At 34.6% G+C, this 23,309-nt stretch carries 20 protein-coding genes; 14 read left to right on the plus strand and 6 right to left on the minus strand.

The window, feature by feature from the left end; all coding sequences use genetic code 11:
• Nucleotides 1–279 precede the first annotated feature (279 nt).
• Nucleotides 280–366 (plus strand): putative holin-like toxin, encoded by an 87-nt coding sequence (locus IGJ11_RS00100; RefSeq protein ID WP_223603319.1) that lies wholly within the window; start codon nucleotides 280–282, stop codon nucleotides 364–366.
• A 317-nt stretch (nucleotides 367–683) separates the two neighbouring features.
• Here IGJ11_RS00100 and IGJ11_RS00105 read toward each other — a convergent pair whose 3' ends face one another.
• The gene (locus tag IGJ11_RS00105; protein ID WP_010720489.1) at nucleotides 684–2,306 is read right to left on the minus strand and encodes an ABC-F family ATP-binding cassette domain-containing protein; all 1,623 of its coding nucleotides are present in this window, start codon (nucleotides 2,304–2,306) and stop codon (nucleotides 684–686) included.
• Nucleotides 2,307–2,714: 408 nt separating this feature from the next.
• Here IGJ11_RS00105 and IGJ11_RS00110 point away from each other — a divergent pair, with 408 nt between their 5' ends.
• On the plus strand, nucleotides 2,715–3,236 hold the full coding sequence (locus IGJ11_RS00110) for an HdeD family acid-resistance protein (RefSeq protein ID WP_053766578.1): 522 nt from the start codon (nucleotides 2,715–2,717) through the stop codon (nucleotides 3,234–3,236).
• A 99-nt stretch (nucleotides 3,237–3,335) separates the two neighbouring features.
• On the opposite strand, the gene spxB is transcribed toward IGJ11_RS00110, so the two are convergent.
• Complete coding sequence (spxB, locus tag IGJ11_RS00115) at nucleotides 3,336–5,066, minus strand: pyruvate oxidase (RefSeq protein WP_207431766.1); 1,731 nt, start codon at nucleotides 5,064–5,066, stop codon at nucleotides 3,336–3,338.
• Between the two features lie 167 nt (nucleotides 5,067–5,233).
• Between spxB and IGJ11_RS00120 the strand changes: the two genes are divergently transcribed.
• Complete coding sequence (locus IGJ11_RS00120; protein WP_010720486.1) at nucleotides 5,234–6,052, plus strand: ZIP family metal transporter; 819 nt, start codon at nucleotides 5,234–5,236, stop codon at nucleotides 6,050–6,052.
• 98 nt (nucleotides 6,053–6,150) lie between these two features.
• Here the strand turns inward: IGJ11_RS00120 and IGJ11_RS00125 are convergent, their stop codons facing one another.
• Complete coding sequence (locus IGJ11_RS00125; RefSeq protein ID WP_242697135.1) at nucleotides 6,151–6,342, minus strand: hypothetical protein; 192 nt, start codon at nucleotides 6,340–6,342, stop codon at nucleotides 6,151–6,153.
• Between the two features lie 216 nt (nucleotides 6,343–6,558).
• On the opposite strand from IGJ11_RS00125, the gene IGJ11_RS00130 reads away from it, so the two are divergent.
• Together IGJ11_RS00130 and IGJ11_RS00135 are read left to right on the plus strand one after the other, a co-directional pair.
• Nucleotides 6,559–7,140 (plus strand): TMEM175 family protein, encoded by a 582-nt coding sequence (locus tag IGJ11_RS00130; RefSeq protein WP_010720484.1) that lies wholly within the window; start codon nucleotides 6,559–6,561, stop codon nucleotides 7,138–7,140.
• A gap of 90 nt (nucleotides 7,141–7,230) precedes the next feature.
• A complete protein-coding gene (locus IGJ11_RS00135; protein ID WP_014834373.1) occupies nucleotides 7,231–7,371 on the plus strand; it encodes a hypothetical protein in 141 nt (46 codons plus the stop codon).
• Nucleotides 7,372–7,881: 510 nt separating this feature from the next.
• On the opposite strand, the gene IGJ11_RS00140 is transcribed toward IGJ11_RS00135, so the two are convergent.
• The gene (locus IGJ11_RS00140; protein ID WP_010720483.1) at nucleotides 7,882–8,331 is read right to left on the minus strand and encodes a hypothetical protein; all 450 of its coding nucleotides are present in this window, start codon (nucleotides 8,329–8,331) and stop codon (nucleotides 7,882–7,884) included.
• Nucleotides 8,332–8,862: 531 nt separating this feature from the next.
• Between IGJ11_RS00140 and IGJ11_RS00145 the strand changes: the two genes are divergently transcribed.
• The 4 genes from IGJ11_RS00145 (at nucleotide 8,863) to IGJ11_RS00160 (ending at nucleotide 13,748) form a co-directional block, all read left to right on the plus strand.
• The gene (locus IGJ11_RS00145) at nucleotides 8,863–10,311 is read left to right on the plus strand and encodes a helix-turn-helix domain-containing protein (protein ID WP_207431767.1); all 1,449 of its coding nucleotides are present in this window, start codon (nucleotides 8,863–8,865) and stop codon (nucleotides 10,309–10,311) included.
• A gap of 374 nt (nucleotides 10,312–10,685) precedes the next feature.
• Entirely contained in the window at nucleotides 10,686–11,237 is a 552-nt protein-coding gene (locus IGJ11_RS00150; RefSeq protein ID WP_207431768.1) for a hypothetical protein, read from the plus strand.
• A 588-nt stretch (nucleotides 11,238–11,825) separates the two neighbouring features.
• Complete coding sequence (locus IGJ11_RS00155; protein WP_034697686.1) at nucleotides 11,826–12,545, plus strand: hypothetical protein; 720 nt, start codon at nucleotides 11,826–11,828, stop codon at nucleotides 12,543–12,545.
• A 36-nt stretch (nucleotides 12,546–12,581) separates the two neighbouring features.
• The gene (locus IGJ11_RS00160; protein ID WP_207431770.1) at nucleotides 12,582–13,748 is read left to right on the plus strand and encodes a helix-turn-helix domain-containing protein; all 1,167 of its coding nucleotides are present in this window, start codon (nucleotides 12,582–12,584) and stop codon (nucleotides 13,746–13,748) included.
• A 158-nt stretch (nucleotides 13,749–13,906) separates the two neighbouring features.
• Here IGJ11_RS00160 and guaA read toward each other — a convergent pair whose 3' ends face one another.
• Together guaA and coaA are read right to left on the minus strand one after the other, a co-directional pair.
• Complete coding sequence (gene guaA, locus IGJ11_RS00165; RefSeq protein WP_207431772.1) at nucleotides 13,907–15,472, minus strand: glutamine-hydrolyzing GMP synthase; 1,566 nt, start codon at nucleotides 15,470–15,472, stop codon at nucleotides 13,907–13,909.
• Between the two features lie 59 nt (nucleotides 15,473–15,531).
• The gene (gene coaA, locus IGJ11_RS00170) at nucleotides 15,532–16,455 is read right to left on the minus strand and encodes a type I pantothenate kinase (protein ID WP_010720479.1); all 924 of its coding nucleotides are present in this window, start codon (nucleotides 16,453–16,455) and stop codon (nucleotides 15,532–15,534) included.
• A 265-nt stretch (nucleotides 16,456–16,720) separates the two neighbouring features.
• Here coaA and IGJ11_RS00175 point away from each other — a divergent pair, with 265 nt between their 5' ends.
• The 5 genes from IGJ11_RS00175 (at nucleotide 16,721) to deoC (ending at nucleotide 23,303) form a co-directional block, all read left to right on the plus strand.
• Nucleotides 16,721–17,326 (plus strand): class I SAM-dependent methyltransferase, encoded by a 606-nt coding sequence (locus IGJ11_RS00175; protein WP_207431774.1) that lies wholly within the window; start codon nucleotides 16,721–16,723, stop codon nucleotides 17,324–17,326.
• 351 nt (nucleotides 17,327–17,677) lie between these two features.
• The gene (locus IGJ11_RS00180; protein WP_242697136.1) at nucleotides 17,678–19,999 is read left to right on the plus strand and encodes a hypothetical protein; all 2,322 of its coding nucleotides are present in this window, start codon (nucleotides 17,678–17,680) and stop codon (nucleotides 19,997–19,999) included.
• A gap of 168 nt (nucleotides 20,000–20,167) precedes the next feature.
• Nucleotides 20,168–21,184, plus strand: a complete 1,017-nt coding sequence (locus IGJ11_RS00185; RefSeq protein WP_010720475.1) for a LacI family DNA-binding transcriptional regulator — start codon at nucleotides 20,168–20,170, stop codon at nucleotides 21,182–21,184.
• 140 nt (nucleotides 21,185–21,324) lie between these two features.
• Nucleotides 21,325–22,626 (plus strand): pyrimidine-nucleoside phosphorylase, encoded by a 1,302-nt coding sequence (locus tag IGJ11_RS00190; RefSeq protein WP_063626393.1) that lies wholly within the window; start codon nucleotides 21,325–21,327, stop codon nucleotides 22,624–22,626.
• A 14-nt stretch (nucleotides 22,627–22,640) separates the two neighbouring features.
• Entirely contained in the window at nucleotides 22,641–23,303 is a 663-nt protein-coding gene (gene deoC / locus IGJ11_RS00195; RefSeq protein WP_010720473.1) for a deoxyribose-phosphate aldolase, read from the plus strand.
• Nucleotides 23,304–23,309: the final 6 nt, after the last annotated feature.

The raw sequence follows: 23,309 nt of genomic DNA on the forward strand, positions 1-23,309 counted from the left end.
GGGGTTGTTAGAGCAATCCCTTTTTCACTATCCATTATAGCTTATCAATTGGAAAAAAGTAAAGCTGTTGATTAAAAAAAATGAAGGCACACGAATCAAATACATGTCAGGTAAAAAATAACATTATTATTTAAAAATAAAGTTAATGAGGATAGCAAGTTTTCGATAAGTTTGCTACAATAAAACCAGTAATTCGTGGAGTGTAAAAGATGGTAGCTAATCTCTTAGATAAGGGGTGATGCTTATGGTTAAGAGCTTTGTCCCTGGAAAGGAATAAAGTTGTCAGTATATGAAGCAATACAACTAATGCTCGCATTTGCGACATTTGTGTTGTTGTTAATTGACAAAAAAGACCAAAAAAAATAACCATCTAAATCACTTTTAGCAGAAGTTTTAGATGGTCACCATTCTAAAAAGGCTACCGTCTTTTTAACGGCACGAGTTACTGATGAAGGGATTGTTTGCGCAATTCCTTTTTCATTTTCTATTATAGCTTACACATCAGAAAAAATAAAGCGGTTGATTAAGCGAAATAAGAGAAAATGATGAATATAGAAAGTAAATGGATCGAAGGTGTCTTGGTAGTTGTGAAAGACAGTGTTTATCGTAGAAGAAAAGGACATCTCACCGACTGATGAGATGCCCCCGATAGGCTATTTTCTTAAGTCTACAATGATGTTGTCTTATTTCCAAAGCTCATCCAATTGTTTTTGGATATCTTTATTTTCTAAAAATTCATCATAAGTTGTATCTGCTCGATCAATAACACCTTTATCAGAAACAGCAATGATACGATTAGCCAATGTTTGGATAAATTGATGGTCATGTGAAGCAAAAAGAATAGAACCAGTAAAGGCCATCAAGCCATCGTTTAGTGCGGTAATCGATTCTAGGTCTAAATGGTTTGTAGGATCATCTAAAACTAGGACATTTGCTTTAGAAAGCATCATTTTAGAAAGCATGCAACGCACTTTTTCACCACCAGAAAGGACATTGACAGGTTTTAATACTTCTTCTCCAGAAAATAGCATGCGTCCTAAAAAGCTTCGTAAAAACGTATTATCGTCTTCTTCTTTACTTGCATACTGACGTAACCAATCTAAGATCGTCAATTCATTATCAAATTCTTTCGTTGTATCTTTTGGTAGATAAGAATTGCTCGTTGTTACGCCCCATCTTACAGTTCCAGTATCAGGAGTGATCTCACCCATGATTACTTTAAACAAAGTTGTAGTTGTAATATCATTTTCAGCAACAAACGCAACTTTATCTTCTTTGCTTAAATTAAATGATATATCATTTAATATTTTCTTACCGTCGATCGTTACACTCACATTTTCGACCTGTAAAAGATCATTACCGATTTCACGTTCTGGTTTAAATCCAACGAATGGATAACGACGTGAAGAAGGTTGAATATCGTCAAGAGTAATTTTTTCTAACATTTTCTTACGAGAAGTTGCCTGTTTAGATTTTGAAGCATTCGCACTAAAACGAGCAATAAATTCTTGTAGTTCTTTGATTTGTTCCTCTTTTTTGGCATTGGCATTTGCTTGTAATTTTGCAGCAAGTTGACTTGATTCTAACCAAAAATCATAGTTACCAACGTATAATTTGATTTTTCCAAAATCTAAATCTGCCATATGGGTACATACTTTATTTAAGAAATGACGGTCATGAGAAACAACGATAACCGTATTTTCAAATTCAATTAAAAATTCTTCTAACCAGTTGATGGATTGGATATCTAATCCATTCGTAGGCTCATCAAGGAGTAACACATCCGGTTTACCAAACAATGTTTGAGCTAAAAGTACTTTGACTTTTTGACCACCAGTAAGTTCACTCATCAATTGATGGTGCAATTCTTCTGGAATATTCAGTCCTTGTAGTAAAACAGCAGCTTCAGGTTCAGCTTCCCAACCATTTAATTCAGCAAACTCGCCTTCTAATTCAGCTGCTCGGATACCATCTTCATCAGTGAAATCTTCTTTCATATAGATAGCGTCTTTTTCTTTCATAACTTCGTATAAACGCTTATGTCCCATAATAACTGTTTCTAAAACTGTATATTCTTCATAGTCATAATGGTTTTGTTTCAATACAGCCATTCGCTCATCTGGTCCCATGGAAACAGTCCCTGTAGAAGGTTGTAAGTCTCCTGATAATACTTTAAGGAACGTTGATTTACCTGCACCATTTGCACCTATTAAGCCATAGCAATTTCCTGGAGTAAATTTAATATTAACATCATCAAATAGTTTGCGGTCTGAAAAGTGCAAACTTACATCATTTACAGTAATCAATTTTTTTCCTCACTTTATCTTTATAATATTTAACGAGCCTCCTAGAATTATATAGGGGAAAAGAGAAAGTTTCAAGGTAATCAATTATTCTTTGTGTTTCACGTGGAACATGGGAATAAAAAATACTAAAAAATTATGAAAGAGTGAAAAAATTTGTACTTATGAAGCAATAATGAGGTTCGAAGATATCTAAGATAGAAAGGCAAAATGCTCGTTTATTTAGTAGAAGAATAAGTTGGTAGTGAATATACGCAAATTATAAGAAGTAGTAGCTTTTACTAAAAATGATAGTAGCAAAAGCTGATCAGAAGAGAAATTACTTTTGCTTTTCATCACCAGCATATGTTTTGACGTTATTTAAAGAGAGCGTTAGTATAATAATAGATTAAAATGAAAGTTGGAATGAAAATGAATGAAAGAAAAACACTAGACTGGGGATCATTAATTTTAGGGATTTTATTTGTCCTTGTTTCATTAATCTCTTTTCAAGATCCTGTTGGTAATTTAGTGGCGATTGTCGTTGTTTTTGCTATTTTTGCCTTTTTAAAAGGAATTTTTGAATTATTTGTACGAAATCGCATGAAAGAATTGACAGGATATAAAGGGAAAATGCCGTTGGTTATTGGTATCATTGATATTTTAGTCGGGATTTTCTTCTTGTTCAATATTGGTGCAGGAGTAGTTGCTTTACCGTTTGTTTTTGCCATTTGGTTTATTGCCGACTCTATCTTAGCTTTATTTACAGCTGATTTAGCGAAAGGTTATAGCACAGGCTACTATTGGTTTACAGTAATCATCAATATTTTGGGTGTGGTATTAGGATGTATACTATTGTTTAATCCTATTTCCTCCGCTTTGACTTTAAGTTTTCTTGTCGGTTTTTATTTTATGATCTTTGGGATCAACCATATCGTATATGCTTTCAGATAAACAAAGTAAAGTATATAAAGAAGCAATCAGGCTGAATTTTCCTGGTTGCTTCTTTTTTATAGTTGATATGTCTGAATCTCTCAAAGAGTAGAGGTTCAATTATTTACTTTTTTCATATAATTCATTCAATACAGGTAAATCATGCACTTCGTATTTTTCTTTGAATTGTTTGATTTCTTCTTCTGTATATTTTCTTGGATCAAGATGAAGATCTTCAACCGGTAAAGGACGTTTGTTATTGATTTTTACATCAATTACTACTGGTCGTTGGGATTTTTTAGCGGCATCAAATGCAGGTCTTAATTGGTGATACTCAGTAATCGTGAAACCGTCAGCTCCCAGTGCTTCGCTCGCTTTTCCGAAGTCAGCCTCTTCTAAAAACACACCAAATTTTTTCTGTTCAGTATCTTCTTGTTCTGCTTCAATAAACCCAAACGATGTATTCGATAAAACCACATTAATAATCGGTAGTTGGTATTTCACTTGTGTAATGATATCTTGCATCACCATTGCAAAACCACCATCACCGCTTAAAGTAAAGACTTGTCGATCAGGATAACTTAATTGTGCGGCAATGCCACCTGGAACACCATTCCCCATTGTAGCGAACCAACCAGAGGTCGTGTGTTTTTGTTTGCCGTTCATGTCTAATAATCGAATGGAATGGATCGTCGTATTCCCAACATCTGTTACAAAAATCGCATCTTCTTCAGCGATCCGATTGATTTCTTTATAAACAGCTTCAGGACGAATCGGTTGGTCTTCAAGGTCAGCGAATGAGTTTAACCAGTTTACCCAATTCGCTTTGTTTTCTTGGTTGGCTAGATACCAGCGATCTTCAGGACGTGGTTCGCCCAGCTGTGTTAATCTAGCTAATGTGGTATTGGCATCCCCTAAAATGGTATGAGAGGTAGCATGTCTTCGACCAAACTTTGAAGCATCGATGTCCACTTGGATAAATTCAGCCTCTGGGTTAAAGAACGCACGACCAAAAGGAAAGTCACTACCCATAAATAAAATCAAGTCGGACTCTGCTAATGCTTCATTTGCAGGTTTTGTGGCCACACGTCCAGCAAAGCCTAGAAAGTTTTTATAGTTATCTGGAATGATGCCTTTCGCTAAAACAGAAGCAACAACTGGCATGGAAAAGTGTTCTGTAAAATCTTTGATTTGTGAAAAGCCATTACGAGTGCCTTGTCCAATGTAAAGTACAGGCTTTTTAGCTTTTTCAATAAAAGGAAGAGCAGCAATTACATCTTTTTCATCAGGAAGGATAGTACCTGTTTTATGAGTAGCTGCGTTAGATATTTTCTCTTCTTCAATGTCTGCAAAACCTAAATCAACAGGAATGGTTACAATAGCTACTCCTTTATTTTCATAGGCTGCTTTAATTGCTTCGTCCACGACATGAGGTAAACTTTCAGGTGTCATAACTGTCCGGTTATAGACACTAACATCTGCAAAAATTGGATTTTCATTTAATTCTTGGAAAGAGTTATAGTTCATAGCAGTAGTTGCAACTTGTCCAAGCAACGCAACAACTGGAACATGATCCATTTGTGCATCATACAAACCATTGATCAAATGCGTGGCACCTGGTCCAGCAGAACCAAAAACAGCCCCAACTTTTCCTGTTAGTTTCGCATCGGCTGCTGCGGCTAGCGCTCCTACTTCTTCGTGACGTACTTGGATATATTTTATTTGATCTTTTTCATGATAAAGAGCATCCATGATTGAATTAAACGAACCACCAGGAATCCCATAAATGTGCTCGATTCCCCAACTTTCCATTACTTTGACCATTGCGATACCAGCATTGATTGTTGCCATATTCTCCCACTCCTTTATCAAATGAATGATAAAATTTTGTAACTTTATTAATTAAAGTATAGTGCTTTAAGAATAAAAGCCCAACTGATTCGCTTTTTTACACAAACAGTAGTCATGATTTTTTGAATATGCTAGAGTAATAAGTAAAGGCACGAAAGGAGAATAAAATGACAGAATGGCTACTAAGCTTAGCCCCGTGGCAACAAGCATTAGCGGGGACAGCATTTACGTATTTTATGACAGCTCTGGGGGCTGGGTTGGTATTTTTCTTTAAAGAAATCAAAAAAGAAGTATTGAATCTCATGCTTGGTTTTGCTTCGGGGGTCATGATTGCTGCTAGTTTTTGGTCATTGCTTGATCCTGCGATTACAAAAGCTGAAGAAAATGGCGATATCGCTTGGCTGGTCGTTAGTATTGGTTTTGGATTAGGTGGCGTCTTTCTGTACATCGCTGATAAAACGCTTCCCCATATGCATTTTGGCCCACAGCACGAAAAAGAAGGCCTACCTACGCATTTAAAACGAACAATCTTATTAGTTTTTTCGATCACCTTGCACAATATCCCTGAAGGTTTGGCTGTAGGGGTAGCATTTGGGGCTGCCAGTACAGCCGATAATCCAACAGCGGCCGTTTTGGCAGCCATTTCGGTTGCATTGGGTATTGGAATTCAGAATTTTCCGGAAGGTGCAGCTGTTTCGATTCCTTTAAGACAAGAAGGATTGAGTCGAACAAAGGCATTTATATATGGACAAGCTTCAGGTATTGTTGAACCGATCGCAGGTGTGATTGGTGCGGTGCTAGTGACACGAGTAACCATCCTTTTACCTTATGCACTGGCATTTGCAGCAGGTGCGATGATCTATGTGGTTGTTGAGGAATTAATTCCCGAAGCCCAACAAACGTTATCAAGTAAACGACATTTTGCCGTTTTTGGGGTGATGTTAGGTTTTATCATTATGATGGTACTAGATGTAGCTTTAGGGTAATACCATCAAATGATATATCATTTGGAACAACTGATAAAAATATAACGAAAAAAGCAGCACAAGACTGGGGAATCTGTCGTGTGCTGCTTTTTTCAATATTAGTAATATTTTCGATGATGTCGACGATTTGTTCCAGAAATTACACGAATTAGCCAAATAATGATTGCAATAGGAATGAGTAATTTAATTGCAAACCATACAATACTAGTAAAAAGGCTAATTACAAAACTACCTATAATCAATACCATTATTAGCATGAAAATAGTTAAAAAAGTATTTCTTTGTCCCATACAAACCCCTCATTTCTTGCTAGTTCCCAAAATAAGTTAAATTTAATAAAAATGTACTTAGAACTTAGCTTAGTTATTAGAGAACCACGATAGTTAAATCCTCTTGTTTCATTGAGTATAGCAGTATAAAGTGAGCGTTACCTCCAACTATAGACTGATTTAGTTGCTTTTTTCTAGCTATCTTTACTACAATAAGTCAGAAAAGGAGGCAAAAATATGCCAAAAAATCGTTTAGAAGCTTTTACCGATGCAGTTATCGCAATCATTATGACTATCTTGGTCTTAGAGCTTCACCAGCCGAACACTGACACTTGGCAAGCGCTAAGTGCCTTAGGATATCGTTTTATGATCTATATTGTCAGCTTTTTTACATTGGTCATCTATTGGAATAATCATCATCATATGTTTCAAGTCGTTCATAAAGTAAATTGGCGAGTTTTATGGGCGAATAGCTTTTTTATCTTTGCTTTATCATTTTTTCCCTTTGTCACGTCTTGGATCAGCGAGTATAGTCATAGTTTAGCGCCAGAGATCACATACGGTGTAGTAACTTTAGGAGCTAATATTGCTTACTATATTTTAGCAAGAGAGTTGGTTCAGTCTGATCCTAAAAATAAAAAGAATATCAAAGAATTACTAGATAACTATCGAAAATCCTACTGGTCAATTGGGTTAAATATTTTAGGAATTATTTTAGGCTATGTCATTACACCAATAGCTGTTTTAGTAACGAATGCTGTGATTTTACTTGGTTGGCTGATCCCTAGCCGTAAAATCGAATCTCAATATAGTAATTAAAGATGTTCAAAAAAATTAAGAGAAATATAACAAAAAGATAAAAAAATGGTCGAACTTCTAGAGGAAAATCTTCCTTGAAGAGGGATGCTTATGATCAATCAAAAAAAATTGAATATCGGTCTAACTACGAGCATGATAACGATCCTTATCTATATAGATCATCGGCAATGTAGTTTATTGGTTATTTTGTTATCTATGATGATTCCATTTGTTGTAGCATTAAAGAAGTAAGTAGCGTTTATTTTTGATCCCGGATCTTTCAGTCTAAAGAATTGAAAGATCCGGGATTCGTTGTATCTAATTATACACAGATACGTATCAGAGAGGTAATCTGTTTCGAAAGTTTTCCACAGGGGATAACGAAAACGAAAAGTTCCAACCTATCGATAAAAGCAGGTATACAATATTTTTGTATAAATATTAAATGAATAGGCAGACAACAATTTATATAGATTAATCCATCTGATTAAATAACTTTTAGTTTTTGCGTATAGTGTTATTTTATCTTTTTAAAATAACGAATTTAAGAATTGGTTTATTTTCTTCGCAAGAAGGATCAAATAAATTAGGAAAAATGACGAAAAACAAAGGAAACAAGCCGTCTCGAATTAAATAGTTAGTATAAAAGATCAATGGCCGAGTGGGAGAAGAAAAAAATAAACAGAAAAGTTATTCGAGGTTCTTTCCATTGAAAAAGATAAAAGCCAATTAAATATACCCCTACAAGGTATATTTAATTGGTCAGTCTGTTGTATGAGTGGCACTTGCGACAGGATAATTTTTTTTATAAGCAAAGTAGCGTGCTTCTTTTTTTGCTAAGCCAAAAGAATCAGAGAGCTGTAAATTTTGAGGTGAGAATTGTATGGCGGGGATTGAAAATGTCTGTTTTTGTTTGTCTATAATTGAAATAGAAAAGTTGATTTCTTCTTGTTCGGCATTTGCTAACGTCACATAAGAATGTCTGTCGAAATGGATACCAACTACTGTATAAATGCCCAGTAATTGAAGTTGATCTCCTTCAATTTTTACTAGTTCATCTTTTGTTGGCACATATTCCATCTTAGCTCCAGTAGTCATTTTCATTTCAGCTTTTGAAGTAACATCTTTTACAGGAGAAGCAAAGTATTCAATCATAAAAAATAAAGCAATTAAACCTAAAAAACTACTAACTATAATAATTGTTTTCTTCACCTTGGACACTCCCATCTAACAGTTATGACGTAAAAAAGTACATTTATGATAAAAATAGTTTTTTAATCATTAAAAATGGTATAATATATGCCTTTTTTTATTAATTTTTGTTATTAATTAATTGCTTTAAAAACAGTATAAATTTAAATATAAAAAAAATAAAGCATAAAATACTTAATTTTAGCAGTTTATTTTACTGAAGAAATGTTTCAATCAAATAATTTATTTCGCTAAAAAAATTTATTTAGTTATTTTTTAAAATGAGGAGGCGAATGATACTATTGTCTGTTGGCAAGATCAGCATTCTGTTTATTTGCAAGGTCTAAGGGCAAAAAAAGGCCATAGATGATCTATTTATAAAATTGGTAGATAGGATTGCTTATTTTTCATATTTTTTATACCCATTTTTACTATTTTTTTGAAAAAAAAATTCTAATTCGTTAAAAATTTTCTTTAAAATATAAATAGGAACATTCAAATAGAAAAAAGTGAATGCTTTTTTCTATTTGGTAAAAAGAGGGGAGGAAGTAAATGTTAAATATTTTATCGAAAAAAATGAAACGACAGTTACTTCTACTGGAATTGCTTTTTGAAGGAGAAACCTATCGCTTTCAAGATTTAGAATCTCAATTAAAGTGTTCTTCAAAAACATTGAGAAATGACTTGATGGATATCGATTCTTATGCAAAAGAAATTAATATACATACTGATCGTGAGAATGGGATATTTGCAGAAATTGCTCCTCATGTCACAGAAGAATATATTTACCGAATTATTATGAATGAATCGATTGAGTATCAATTTTTAGAAGCAATCGTGTTAAATAAATATACGAACTACTTGGAAGTAACGGAACAACTATTTATTTCAGAGAGCACTTTAAGACGAATGGTGAAGCGCATCAACCTTTCCTTAGAGCAATATCACTTAAGAATTCGAGGATTGATTCGATTAACGGGAAATACACAGTTAATTGAAAAGTTGACGATTCAGTTACTTTTAGAAAAATATGTGTGTTTAGAAGAGGCCTTCAATGAAGAAATTTGTCAAAAAAGTCGTCAATTATACTTAAAATACATAACGAATAATCAACTTCAAGATATAATTCGTAAACTGGAACACCGAAAACATAATCAGCTTTTATTTTATATTGCTATGAAAATTTACCAAGTAAAAAACGAAAAACAATTTATTGAAAAAGAGCAGAATAATCTTTTATGCCTAGAATCAAATGTGAAGCAAAATACTTCTTTATGGTTATCTCTTGAAGAGGATCAGGATCTGATAAAATACATCTTTGAACAGCCGTTTGTTTGTTCGCTACTGGATATACAGAACAACAGCGATGACTACCAACAAAAACCTTATTTAACAAAGATGGTTGAGATATTGCTTGATTATTTGGAAATAAAATATCAGATCAAATGTGAAGAACGGCAAGAAATCTGCTATAAAATAATTAATGATGGCGACTATATGGAAAATCTTTCTTTTATTTTATATGATAAACATCATCAGTTTTTAAAACAGATACTTCCAGAAATCGAAAGTATTCAAGTAGGACTAAAGAATTATTTAATTAACAAGGATCAAAAAGAGTTATTAAAGTATATGAAAAATGACGAATTTACCAGAAAATTAGTCGCTTTGTTACTTGTCTACTGGCATGATCTACTAAAAAAGATTGAAACGAGTAAACAAATTAGGGCTTTGATTGTAACCAATTCTGAACAATATGCTAGCTACATTATTGCAAAGCTTGAGCTTTATCTAGGAGGACGATATCGTTTTGTAGCCAGCAAAACCCCAGTAGTTACAGATCAGATGCTACATAAGGAAAACTATGATTGTATTGTTTCCAATACGATGCTAAACAGGCAGTTCAATATCCCTATATTTGGTATTTCTATTTATCCCAAATCAAGAGAAATTCAAAACTTGATTTTCTTTTATCAACAAACAAGAACAGAAATTAGATAGCGTGTTTGATATTTATTAACTTTGAGACATTGTTAGTTTGAACATAGGTGGTCAATAAAGGGAAACGCTGATCAATGGTGAAGGAATATTCCTCAGATAAAAGAGACAAAAAGAAGAGATAGGTTAAAAGTTAACCTAATTTTAAGGGCTCTTTGTTAAATGATATGATATTGGTAAAGAGAAATCTTAGAATCATTTGGACAGAAAGAAGAAAAACTTCTTTCTGTTCTTTTATAGAAGAGAAATATATCCTCATTGTTTTGGTAGTAATTCAAGTAAGTTTGCAGTAAAAATTACTCATTTAATATTAATGAAAAGTTTAATGTACTTTGCTATTATGGACTAATTAATTAGGAGACAGATGGAGGTTCTCAATGGAAGTACTGAGATCAGTTAGTCAATTTTATGCAATTATAGCGATACCCGTCTTTATTTTTTGTGGTTTTAGATTACGTAATCAAAGACGGGCTATGGAAAAGAAGAAAAAAAATAAAGTGATTGAAATGTTCCCCGAACTTAGTAACGAGGACTTAAAGCTGAGAAAAACAGCAATTATAAATTATCAAAATATGTATTTGAATACCACTTTTAAAAGAGGTATTCAAATGTTATTGACTGTTGCATTACTTGCAAGTATTATAGGCGCTTTGGTCACTAGTATGCTTTATCAAGATTTTTCGACTAGTTTCCTATTTATCATTGCATTAACCTTTTGTATTTTACTTCTTAGTATAATCGCTCCGTCAAGTCAGAACCAAGCGCAGTTTTGGGAGAATTATCTAAATGAACATCCCGATAATCCATTGAAAATCGTTCTGTTGGACAGGGAAGATGTCGAAAAGATAACTGCAATAAGAAAAAAACAAGTTATTAACTTTATGGTCATCGAGTTAGCTTTTCTGATTTTTTACGTTCTTTATTTTTAGCAAGATCTCCGATTTTATACGAATAGTCAATTGATTGTCATAAAGAAGAGGGGGAAGAAATTAAACGATTGACTGGAAATGGAGATAGAAAGAATTTTATCAAAAGGCTGCAGGTAATTTTTATAAAGAAAATACATGCTTCCTATCATTATTTTTTGTTGATTGGGTGGCTTCACATGAATGGTATAATCCTCTTTGATAGTATTTATAAAAAACAGGAAGTAGATTGTCTTTGCTAGAGAGTTATAAAGATTCATTGTTTGAAAAAAAGAACCGTGAGCACCTTTGATATCAAAGGCTTCACAGTTCTTTTTAAATTTATTTCTATTTAAAATTAATCTATCTAATGCCACTTGTTGCTGTTTCTTGCAACTTAATCCATAAACTTTTTTCTTTCTTCAACAATTCCTTGTTGTATTTGTTTCAGTCTAGAACTATAAGAATAGAAGTACATGTTGATAATGACTTCTATTTTTTTAATTTTTAAATCTCACTTTAAAAAAAACAGCTTTTTTGTATTCTTTTGTTTAATTTTAAAAAAATATAGGATATAATTGCTTCAAATATAAGTAGATTGGAGTTGGACAGATGGCAAATGAAGTTCTAAATGCAGAAGAAGCACAATTGGTTGTTGATGGGTTACTACTTGGTTACAAAGAATATCTAGATATTCGTAAAGAGATGAAAGAAAAATTGAAAGTTTCTGCTGGATTTGCTTTTACAAAAGGGAACTTTATTGATGACGGTGTTGCTAGAAAAACTTTTAATTTTGCAGAAAATAAACGCGAAAAAGCAGGCGAAAGTTGGGAATATTTAGAGTTTTCCTTTGGTGGAGAAAAACCTTCTCTTTTTATCGTAAAAAATGACTATAGATTAAATCAAACTTTCTCAAAAGAAAAAAAGAAAAAAGTAAGTAAATATTTGTCTGATTATGCTAAGATTAATAAACCTATCCTTAATTCAGTTCGTAAAGGTCAAAAGAAAGTGCCTAATACCTCAATTCAATTAGAGCTTCCATTGGAAGAACCAATGATTTCAGAACAAGAGTTATCAAAATATGAAAATTTTTACATAGTGGTTTATAAAACGAATACGGCAAAAGTGATAGAATCAGTTTCACTTGTTTTACCTGATGACGAAACAAAAGAACTACATATAATTCAAAATTTAACACCGTATTTGCAAACTACGTCTATAATTATAGAAGATGAAGAATATTCTGCTGTAGTTGGTGAAAAAGAAGAAATTGGTGATCTCTATGATTATGATTATACAATTCCTAAAGAGGAAAAAGAAATCTCCAATTAGTTTCCCAGTGCAGTGTATTAAGAAAGGAAGAGCACAATGTTTTATGGGAAAAATCTGCAAATAATTAGGATGTTGCATGGTCTTTCACGTAAGGAACTTGGAGAAAAACTACGAGTATCTGAACAATCGATATGGCAATTTGAAAAACAAATGATAGAACCATCATTTGAAAATATCTTACAAATGAAAGAAATTTTGCAAGTGAAATCCACTTTTTTCTTTGAAGAATTCCCTGTTGAAAAGACCTTTTTTGAAAATAATGTTGCGTATAGAAAAGCAGATATTTCTTCTAGAAAAAAAACTAATAGTGAGATAGTCTATTTAAATGTGGCTTCTAAAGTGATTAATTATTTAGAAAGCTTTCTAAATGTACCACCTAATAAGTTATTAGATTTTAGACAAAAAAGTTCTGAAATTTTATTTGATGAAATAACAAATGAGAAAATAGAAAAGATTGCTACTCTTTCTAGAAAGTTTTTAGAAATTCAATCTGATAATGGTAACCTATTATTATCATTAGAAAAGTCAGGAATTTATGTTTTAGAAAAAAATGTTGGTGGGAAGGCAGATGCTTATAGTGCGTGGTCAACAGAAGATGTCCCAATCATTGTATTAGGTATAAAAAAATCGGCAGTGAGAAGAAATTTTGATTTAGCTCATGAATTAGGACATTTGTTACTACACCCGTATGTTGACTTTTCTCTGTTAGATAAAAATGAACGACAACAAGTAGAAAGAGAAGCAGATTATTTTGCTTCATGTTTTTTATTGCCGTCAGAAATTATTCAAAAAGACTTAGAAAAAATAAAGAAGATATCAAATCCAGATAGTTATATCTCTTTAAAGGCCAAATACAATGTATCCATTCAAGCTCTTGAAATGCGAGCTTATAAATTAGGATTTCTTACACCAAAACAACATAGCTATTTTTATCGACAAATTGCTATAAAAAATTACAGATTAGAAGAACCCTTGGATAGGGAAATTGTATTTAAGCGTCCTGGAAAAATCCGAAGTATTTTCAACTTAGTTCTAACGAATAAGTTAACTGATTTATCAAGCATTGAAAATAATTTTAGGATTAATAGAAGCTTGTTAGAAAAAATGTTTTCGATTGAACCTGATTTCTTCGTTCCCTTTGCAAAAGAAGAAAATTTTACAGATTTAAATAATGTTTTGAAACTTAATTTTGGTTCTGTATAGTTTACAAGTTTTATCAAAGGATAGATTTGATTTTAGAAACGAAGGATCCATTATCGACAGAAAAAAGAATAATAAACACAAGTGTGACCCAACTGTGATCACACTAAAAGAAACCCGCTAGAAAACCTATGACATAGGCTTTTCTAGCGGGTTGTTTCTTATTCCCACTCCACAGTTGCAGGTGGTTTAGAAGTGATGTCGTACACGATACGGTTGACGTGAGCGACTTCGTTTACGATGCGGACAGAGATTTTTTGTAAAACATCCCATGGGATACGGGCAAAGTCTGCTGTCATCCCATCAATAGAAGTGACTGCACGGATACCTACTGTATAGTCGTAAGTACGGCCATCGCCCATTACACCGACAGAGCGGATTCCTGGTAGAACAGTGAAATATTGCCAAATGTCACGATCTAAGCCAGCTGCTGCGATTTCTTCACGTAAGATCGCATCTGATTCACGGACGATTTCTAGTTTTTCTTCACTGATTTCACCCAAGACACGGATACCTAGACCAGGACCTGGGAAAGGTTGACGCCAAACGATTGAATCTGGCATTCCTAGTTGTGTTCCTAATTCACGGACTTCATCTTTGAATAATGTATTCAAAGGTTCGATCAATTGGAATTGCATGTCTTCTGGTAGTCCACCCACGTTATGGTGAGATTTGATCGTTTGAGCAGTTTCCGTTCCACTTTCGATCACATCAGTATAAAGTGTTCCTTGGGCTAAGAAAGCAATTCCTTCTTCTCCCGCTAATTTTGTTGCTTCATCATCAAAAACATACACAAATTCATTACCAATGATTTTACGTTTTTTCTCAGGATCAGAAACGCCGGCTAACTTGTCTAAGAAACGTTTTCTTGCATCCACTTTGATAATATTTAGACCAAATTTCCCGCCTAAGCTTTCCATTACTTGGTCTGCTTCGCCTTTACGCAATAAACCATGGTCAACAAAGATGGAAGTTAGCTGATCACCGATTGCTTTTTGTAAAAGAACACCAACGACACTAGAATCCACGCCGCCAGAAAGTCCAAGCAATACTTTTTTATCGCCAACTTGTTCACGAATTTTTTCGATTTGCATATCAATGAAGTTATTCATTGTCCAGTTTCCTTCACAATGACAAACATCAAAAGCAAAATGACGGAGTAATTCGATTCCGTATTCAGAATGACGAACTTCTGCATGGAATTGGATACCATAGAAATTACGTTTTGTATCTTGGATGGATGCGATCGGGCAGTCTTTACTTGTACCAACGATTTCAAATCCTTCAGGAACTTGGGTTACTAAGTCCCCGTGGCTCATCCAAACGGTTTGTTGTTTAGGTGTGTCATTGAACAATACTGCATCGTCACTGGTTACTTCTAACTGAGCTTTTCCGTATTCACGGTTTTTAGCTGGTTCAACTTTCCCACCTAGCTTATACGTAATCAATTGCATACCGTAGCAAATACCCAATACAGGAATCCCTAAGTTAAAGATTTCTGGATCGATTCCAAAAGCATTTTCATCATACACACTGTTAGGACCACCGGAAAGAATGATTCCTTTTGGATTCATTGCTTTTACTTCTTCAGCAGAAACCCGATGGCTCAATAATTCAGAAAAAACTCCTAAATCACGGATGCGTCGTGTAATCAATTGGTTATACTGGCTACCGTAGTCTAATACGATAATCTTTTCAACGTTTGTCATGTCGGCAACGTTTGTCACATTTATTACCCCTATCCCTTTAAATTTTATCTCAAAATAGAATAAACTATTTTAAAATGCTAATATTTTCGCATGAAAATCGAATCAATAATATGATTTTCAGTTTTATGGAGAATTATATCTGCTCTGCCACGAGTAGGCAAGATATATTCGTTTAAATTTTTCAAATTCACATTTTTCCATACTTCTTGCGCCATTTTAAATGCATCGTCACGATCGCCAATAGCAAATTGATAGTAATAATTTTGTGGATTTTGAAAAGCGGTGTCGAGTAAGGCACCGAATCGATCTAAATACCATTTTTCAATTAATGATGAATCAGCATCAACATAAACAGAAAAATCAAAAAAATCACTGACATAGATTTGTTGATTAGCAGGCAGTTGTAGCGTGTTGATTCCTTCAACAATCAGAATATCAGGTTGTTGGATCAATTCATATTCGCCAGGAATGATATTGTAAATGTCATGTGAATAAACAGGTACTTTTATTTCTTCCTGACCGGATTTTACTCGATTAAGAAAATCGATCAACATCTCCATATCATAACTTTCTGGGAATCCTTTACGATTCATGATCCCTCGTTCTTTTAACGTTTCATTAGGATACAAAAAACCATCAGTTGTAATCAACTGAACATTCCTGCGTTTAAATGTACGTGATAAGATCGTTTGTAACAGGCGAGCTGTTGTGCTTTTTCCAACGGCAACACTCCCAGCAATTCCAATAATAAATGGCGGTACTTCGACATATTTATGAAGAAATAGACCTTTACTTAACGAAAGAGATTCAAATTCTTTCATATATAGATAAATCAAATGAGCAAGAGGAACATAGATATCTCGAACATCTTGCATTGAAATACGGTCATTTAAACTTTTGATGTTATCTAGCTCGTCTTGGGTCAAAGGTGCTTGTCCATTACGATAAAATTCACGCCATTCTTCTCTTGCCACACGGTAGTAGTTCATTGGATCATTCATAATAGCCTCCTGCATTCTCCCATCAATGGAATCATTTTAACATAAAACACGGCTAAACCCCACCACTAAACGAGAATGGTTATAAGTCTCTTATTTTTAAGCGAATAACTGTTAACTGAATAAATAAAAAGGATGACATATCAAAATTCATTCTGTTCGTGTTTCTGATCAACTATTTATTTAAACTAGGAAAAATAGACATTGCATGCCAATTGATAAAAGGATAGACTAAGAAACAAGAAACAATATAAAAAGGATGAACGATATGACGAATCATTATTATTCGCAAGAGCCAACGACAGAACATGACTTTGAACAATGGTCATTTGAATTAAAAGGAAAAAACTTCCAATTTGTAACAGATTCAGGAGTATTTTCACGTGAAACAGTCGACTTTGGTTCACGAGTGTTAATTGATACCTTTAATTGGGAAGAGCTGCCAGCTGATGGCAAAATTTTGGATGTTGGTTGTGGCTATGGTCCGATTGGATTGGCGATCGCTTTTGCTAGTCAGCGATTTGTTGAGATGGTCGATATTAACTCTCGGGCAGTAGAATTAGCTCAAGGAAACGCGAACCGCAATGGGATCGAACAGGTGGATATTCATCAATCGAATATCTATGAAGCAGTCCATGAAGAAACTTATGCAGCAATCGTCAGCAATCCGCCAATTCGTGCCGGTAAAAAAGTGGTACACGAAATTTTAACCGAAGCATATCCAAGGTTAAAATCGGGTGGAACACTAACCATTGTCATTCAAAAAAAACAAGGGGCTCCTAGTGCGAAAAGCAAAATGGCAGAGACCTTTGGGAATGCTGAAATCGTCCATAAAGAGAAAGGGTACTATATCATCAAAAGTATCAAAGAATAACTGTTAGATTGTGGTGTTTGAGACTAAATAAAAAGCTATGACAAAATAACACACTCTAAAAGCAACCGAAGAATCCTAAAATAGAAGTAACTATTTTCGGGTCCTTCGGTTTATTTTTGTCCCTTTCTTTCTATTAAAAAGCAGGCGACAGGTACTCTAGGTCATGGGAATATGGAGATCGTAAAAAAGTTGATGACAGGAGTGAGACATTTTGCTAACTAGTAGAACTTTTTCCTATTGAAAAGTGGCCTATTTCAAGGAGCTAATAATTGAATAACGTTTCTTCTTTTTTTAGAAAACAAAACTAGCATGGTATTGAAAAATTTGAGTGATTTGAAGGAGAATAAAAAAATGACACAAACCAGAATGATAGTAGATACTAAGTCTATTTTAGAATTACCCATGTATAACCAGGAAAACGTATTAAGGTATTTAGAAAAAGACCATGTCGAAATGGCTACAACATTTAAAGCATGGGAAGAAAAGGCGAAGGGGATCGTCCAGAACAATAAAACGAAAAGAGAAAAATTAAATAGCAAAAGAGAAAAAAGTGAGGTTCAGCCAGATGATCAACATGTTGCTTTAACAAATGAACTTTTAGATCTCTTAGATGGATTAGTACATCATGGTTTGCATCAGTATCGTCCCACGCTGGTGTCTAAGTATAAAAATCTATTGATATGGAAAGATCAAGAAAAATTTGATTTCTTACTTAAGAATCGAGATGCTAAGAACGGGTTCACTCAAATCATGAACGACAAGCCTATGATTAAGCTTTACCAAAAAAAGCCAAAGAAATTTGCTCAGATCAAAAAAGGCTACCATTCTCAAAAAAACAACGATGTCCTATTTGTTGGAAACATGCTGCTGTTTGAACTACTTGATTTTTCTCGCTCAGAGAGGGAACAACTGGTAAAAGAATTTCTAACCCATACGATTCCCAACGATCAGCGACGAGACAACTTAAATCAAGAAATTCAAAATCGTCCTGCGGCAACGCTTGACAAGCTTTCACAGAGAAATAAAACAGTCTATTGGGAGTTTGTTAGTATTAGAAGTGTGGCAGATTATTCTAAAGTAAAACAGGTGAAAGAACAAATTGATCATCAAGTTGGATTGACTCCAGAAGAAAAACAGGCACTTCATAACGATTTAGATGCGCGTATCGCCAAATTTAATAGTCAAGCTATACTGTTTGAAGAAGCAGTCGCGGATCTAAGTGAAAAAAATAAGGATTTACATAAGATGTTCAAAAAAGATGTACCACAAGAGCGAATTGACTTGCTCAAACGAATCAAAGATGAGTCAAATTTGGATTGGCTAACAAAGAATGTGTTGACCGAAGAATTAGTAAGAAAACAAGTGGCTCAAGAAAAACTAGATACATATAAAGCACTGATGAGTGACAAACAATTGACCCGAGAAGTGGTAGCTAGCATCAAACAAAGCAAAGAGTATTCAGAAGAAATAAAAAAAGCTCTCATTTCTGAAATTAATCCCTCAGAGGAAGCGAAAAAGAACAACATCAAAAAAATATCAGTTATCAAACAGGAATTTTTCATTAGAAAGCAACTGTTAGAAGTACTAAAAGAACGAGTGGCAACGGATAAAACCTATCAGCCACTTTTTGAACAAATAGAAAAAGCCACAAATAGTAATGAAAAACAAAAGGAACATGTAACTGCTCAAAGTGATATCAAAGAGTGCCAACGATTTATAAGTGAAAATAAATGGGAAGAGGAAATGATTAAAAGAATCAATCAAGAGGAACGAATCCCTCCACATTTGAAAGTAATCGTTTTATCTGAGTTAAAGGAACCAACAGCAAAAAATCAACGAGTTGGTGGAGAAAATCGGCAAGATTCCACGCTTGTTGCTCTTGTTTTAAAGTCTCACGTTCAAAATATACAACTAGGATACCAACAAGAGGTTTCTCAAAAGACGAAGAAGGAGCAACAAATTGATCATCGCATGATTAAATACGAACAAAAGTTACAAAAAATTCTAAAGATAAGAACAGGACTTTTTGATGCCATAAATAGATTTGAGAGCCAGGAGAAACAACTGATAGGGGATGGGGGAAAGATTTCTGTTCCCAAGGATGAACAAGAAAAAGGCAGTCAACAAGCTACGCTGACTAAAAAAGATTTGCAAGAGAATGAAGAGCAGAGGCTAGCTATGGATATCGGAGAGCTTCTTATGAAAGGAAATACGGCAGACTATTTTCAGGCAGTCGATAAACATGATTTAAACTTTTTAAATCTTAGGCAACAAGTAAGGCAAGATCCAAAGATTCCTATTGAAAATAAAAAACATTTCCTTGAACAGCTAACAACGATGATCGCCACGGATCGAACGGCAGGTTATCAAAAAGAGCTTCAACTTTTTTCATCTGTTCGAGAAAAGATTCTAGAACTCCATAATGAAATCTTAAACGATCAGGAAATAGCTCATGATGAGAAAAAAATACTTCTCAAGCAGGTAGATGGAATGGTAGGAGCGATTGAAAAACGGGATTCTGAACATATAGCTGCTGATCATTTAGTAACCCAAAGTCAGAAGTCTTCTTTGAGTGAGAAAGTAACTAGTGCAATCAATAATAGAAAAGATCAATCGCTAGTTACTCAAGCCAATGAAAAAACTCCTATGAAAGAGAAGAACAATGACAGATGATTGGCAGTTGCAGAAGTTTTTAAGAAGTCAGTTTAGGAAATTGGCACTTTCCAAGCTATTTATTTTTATTAGTGAATAAAAGATTTTTTCTTATTTTTTTCTATCTATTCTTTTTTATATGCTTTTGGTAAACTAAAAAAGAATTTACATCATAAAGGAGGAGAAGAAGTGAAACTAACGATCCGAGACATTGCAGAAATGGCAGGTGTTTCAGTCACCACTGTATCACAAATTTTAAATAATAAAGGGAGCCGCTTTAGTGATAAAACACGAAAAAAAGTCCTGAATATTGTTAACGAGCACCATTATAAACCAGATTACTTTGCCTCGAATGTGATCAATCGTCATTCTAAAACGATTGGTATGATCGTGCCAGATGTCACTGACTTCTTCTTTTCTAAATTGATTGAAGGGGTCGAGAGTTACTTGAATCCACTGGGGTATGTGATCATGCTTTGCAACTCTCGTCATAGTCAAGAAAATGAAATCAAGTATTTAAAAGAATTGGCTCATCGCTCAGTGGATGGAATCTTATTGGCTACGCCCAATGTTTTGCCAGATGACTATTCTTTAGATAGTGGTTTTTATAAAAATATGCCGATTATTTTGATTGATCGTGGATTGAATACCAGAGATAATGGTCGGTTGATCGTAAAAGAGTATGAGGGGGCTTATCAAGCAGTTTCTTTGTTTATTAAGAACGGTCATACCAAAATCGGTATGCTCAAAGAAACAACAGGCTATTACCAGTTAGAAGAACGGTTCAACGGGTATCGTCATGCACTAAAGGATCATGGAATCCCTTTCAATGGAAAGTATGTAGAACAAGGGGAGTTGACGGTCCAAGGGGGATACGAGGCGTCTAAACGGCTCTTAAAGCACAAAGATCTTACAGCAATTTTTTGTGGAAATGATGCAATGGCGATTGGTTGTTACCAAGCGATTGATGAATTAGGCAAAAAAATCCCCGATGATATTTCAGTTATTGGTTTCGATGGGTTGAAGTTATCCGAGTATATGATCCCTCAATTGACAACAGTGAAACAGCCAAGTTCTGATATTGGATTTTATGCCGCAAGATTTTTGATCGACACGATCGAGTTCCCACAACGCAAAGTTCCGAACAAAGTCTTTGAAACAAAATTAATTATTCGTGAGAGCATAAAAACATTGACAAAGGGATAACTCAGCGTTATATTGCTTATGTAAGTGTTTACAAAGGCGGTGAGTAGCTCTTTGTATTCTTAGTAAACTGGTTTACTAAAGTGGTTTACCTTTTGGAAAATTCCTGTATAATACCGAATGAAGACGAGGAGGATCAAGCAATGCGAATGGTGGATCTGATTGAAAAAAAGCGAGACGGAAATGAATTATCGACAAAAGAAATCGAGTATATTATTACAAAATACACGAATGGTGAAATTCCAGATTATCAAATCAGCGCATTGTTGATGGCGATCTTTTATCAAGATATGACCGATAGAGAAATCACGGATTTAACACTTGCCATTGCCCACTCAGGAGATGTCATTGATTTAAGTCCTTTAGATGGGATCAAAGTGGATAAACACTCTACAGGTGGTGTGGGTGATACGACAACGTTGATCTTAGCACCTTTAGTCGCAAGTGTGGGTGTTACAGTTGCCAAAATGTCTGGTAGAGGTTTGGGGTATACAGGTGGTACGCTGGATAAACTAGAAGCAATTCCTGGATTTCAAATCGAGCTTTCTGATGAAGCGTTTATCCGAATTGTCAATGAGAGTAAAGTGGCTGTTATTGGACAATCAGGAAATCTTGCACCAGCAGATAAAAAACTTTATGCTTTGCGGGATGTGACTGCGACAGTGGATTCGATTCCTTTGATTGCCAGTTCGATCATGAGCAAGAAAATTGCCGCAGGAGCAGATGCGATCGTTTTAGACGTGACGACAGGTGACGGCGCCTTTATGAAGAATATTGAAGATGCTAGACGTTTAGCAAAAACAATGACTAGTATTGGAAAATTAGCTCATCGTCAGACAGTAGCCGTAATTTCTGATATGTCTGAACCTCTTGGTGAAGCAATTGGTAATAGTCTTGAAGTTGTGGAAGCAATTGAAACGTTAAACGGCAATGGACCAGAAGACTTGCTGGAAATGTGTTATGCATTAGGGAGTCAGATGGTGGTCTTAGCCAATCAAGCAGCAACAATCGAAGAAGCTAGAAGTTTACTGCAAGAAGCACTAGAATCTGGCAAAGCCTTAGACAAATTTAAGGAAATGATCCGTAATCAAGGTGGAGATGACTCTATCGTAGACCAACCAGAACGATTACTGACAGCTAAGTATGTTGTTGAGTTGCCAGCCAAATCGAGTGGTATTGTCTCAAAACTCGTTGCGAATGAGTTGGGGATTGCAGCTATGATGTTAGGTGCAGGACGCAAAACTAAAGAAGATGATATTGATCACGCAGTTGGTCTTAAATTAAATAAAAAAATTGGTGATTCTGTAAAAGAGGGAGAATCATTGTTGACAATCTACAGTAATACAAAAGAGATTTCTTCTGTTCAAGAATTGCTCTATCAAAATATCCAAATTAGTGACTCGGCTGAAAAGCCTACATTGATACATGATATCATCACCGAATAAAAGGAGAGAAAAAAATGGAATTGAACCGAATGATCGATCACACCATCTTAAAAGCAGATGCTTCTCAAGAAGACGTTATGCGAATTATTGAAGAAGCAAAGAAATACCATTTCTATTCTGTTTGTATCAACCCAACATGGGTCGCACTAGCAAAAGAACAATTAAAAGGCGAACCAGTGGCAGTATGTACAGTAATTGGCTTTCCTTTAGGAGCTAATACTGCTGAAACTAAGGCTTTTGAAACTACAAATGCGATTGAAAATGGCGCAGATGAAGTGGATATGGTCATCAATATTGGGGCAATGAAGTCTCAACAGTTTGATAAAGTCCAAAAAGATATTGAAGCAGTGGTTGCAGCGGCCAAAGATCGTGCTTTAGTCAAAGTCATCATCGAAACAGCTTTATTAAATCATGAGGAAATTGTAAAAGCTTGTGAGCTGGCAAAAGCTGCTGGGGCAGACTTTGTTAAAACTTCTACAGGATTTTCAACTGGAGGAGCAAAAGTCGAAGATGTTCGTTTAATGCGTGAAACTGTTGGACCTGAAATGGGTGTAAAAGCATCTGGTGGTATCCATAACGAAGCTGAAGCTTTGGCAATGATTGAAGCTGGTGCGACAAGAATTGGTACCAGTGCAGGAGTTTCGATTATGTCAGGATCTACTGGCGAAGGCTATTAAGTAGTA

It is taken from the genome of Enterococcus sp. DIV0691, from assembly GCF_051711145.1.
Classification (GTDB): domain Bacteria; phylum Bacillota; class Bacilli; order Lactobacillales; family Enterococcaceae; genus Enterococcus_B; species Enterococcus_B hirae.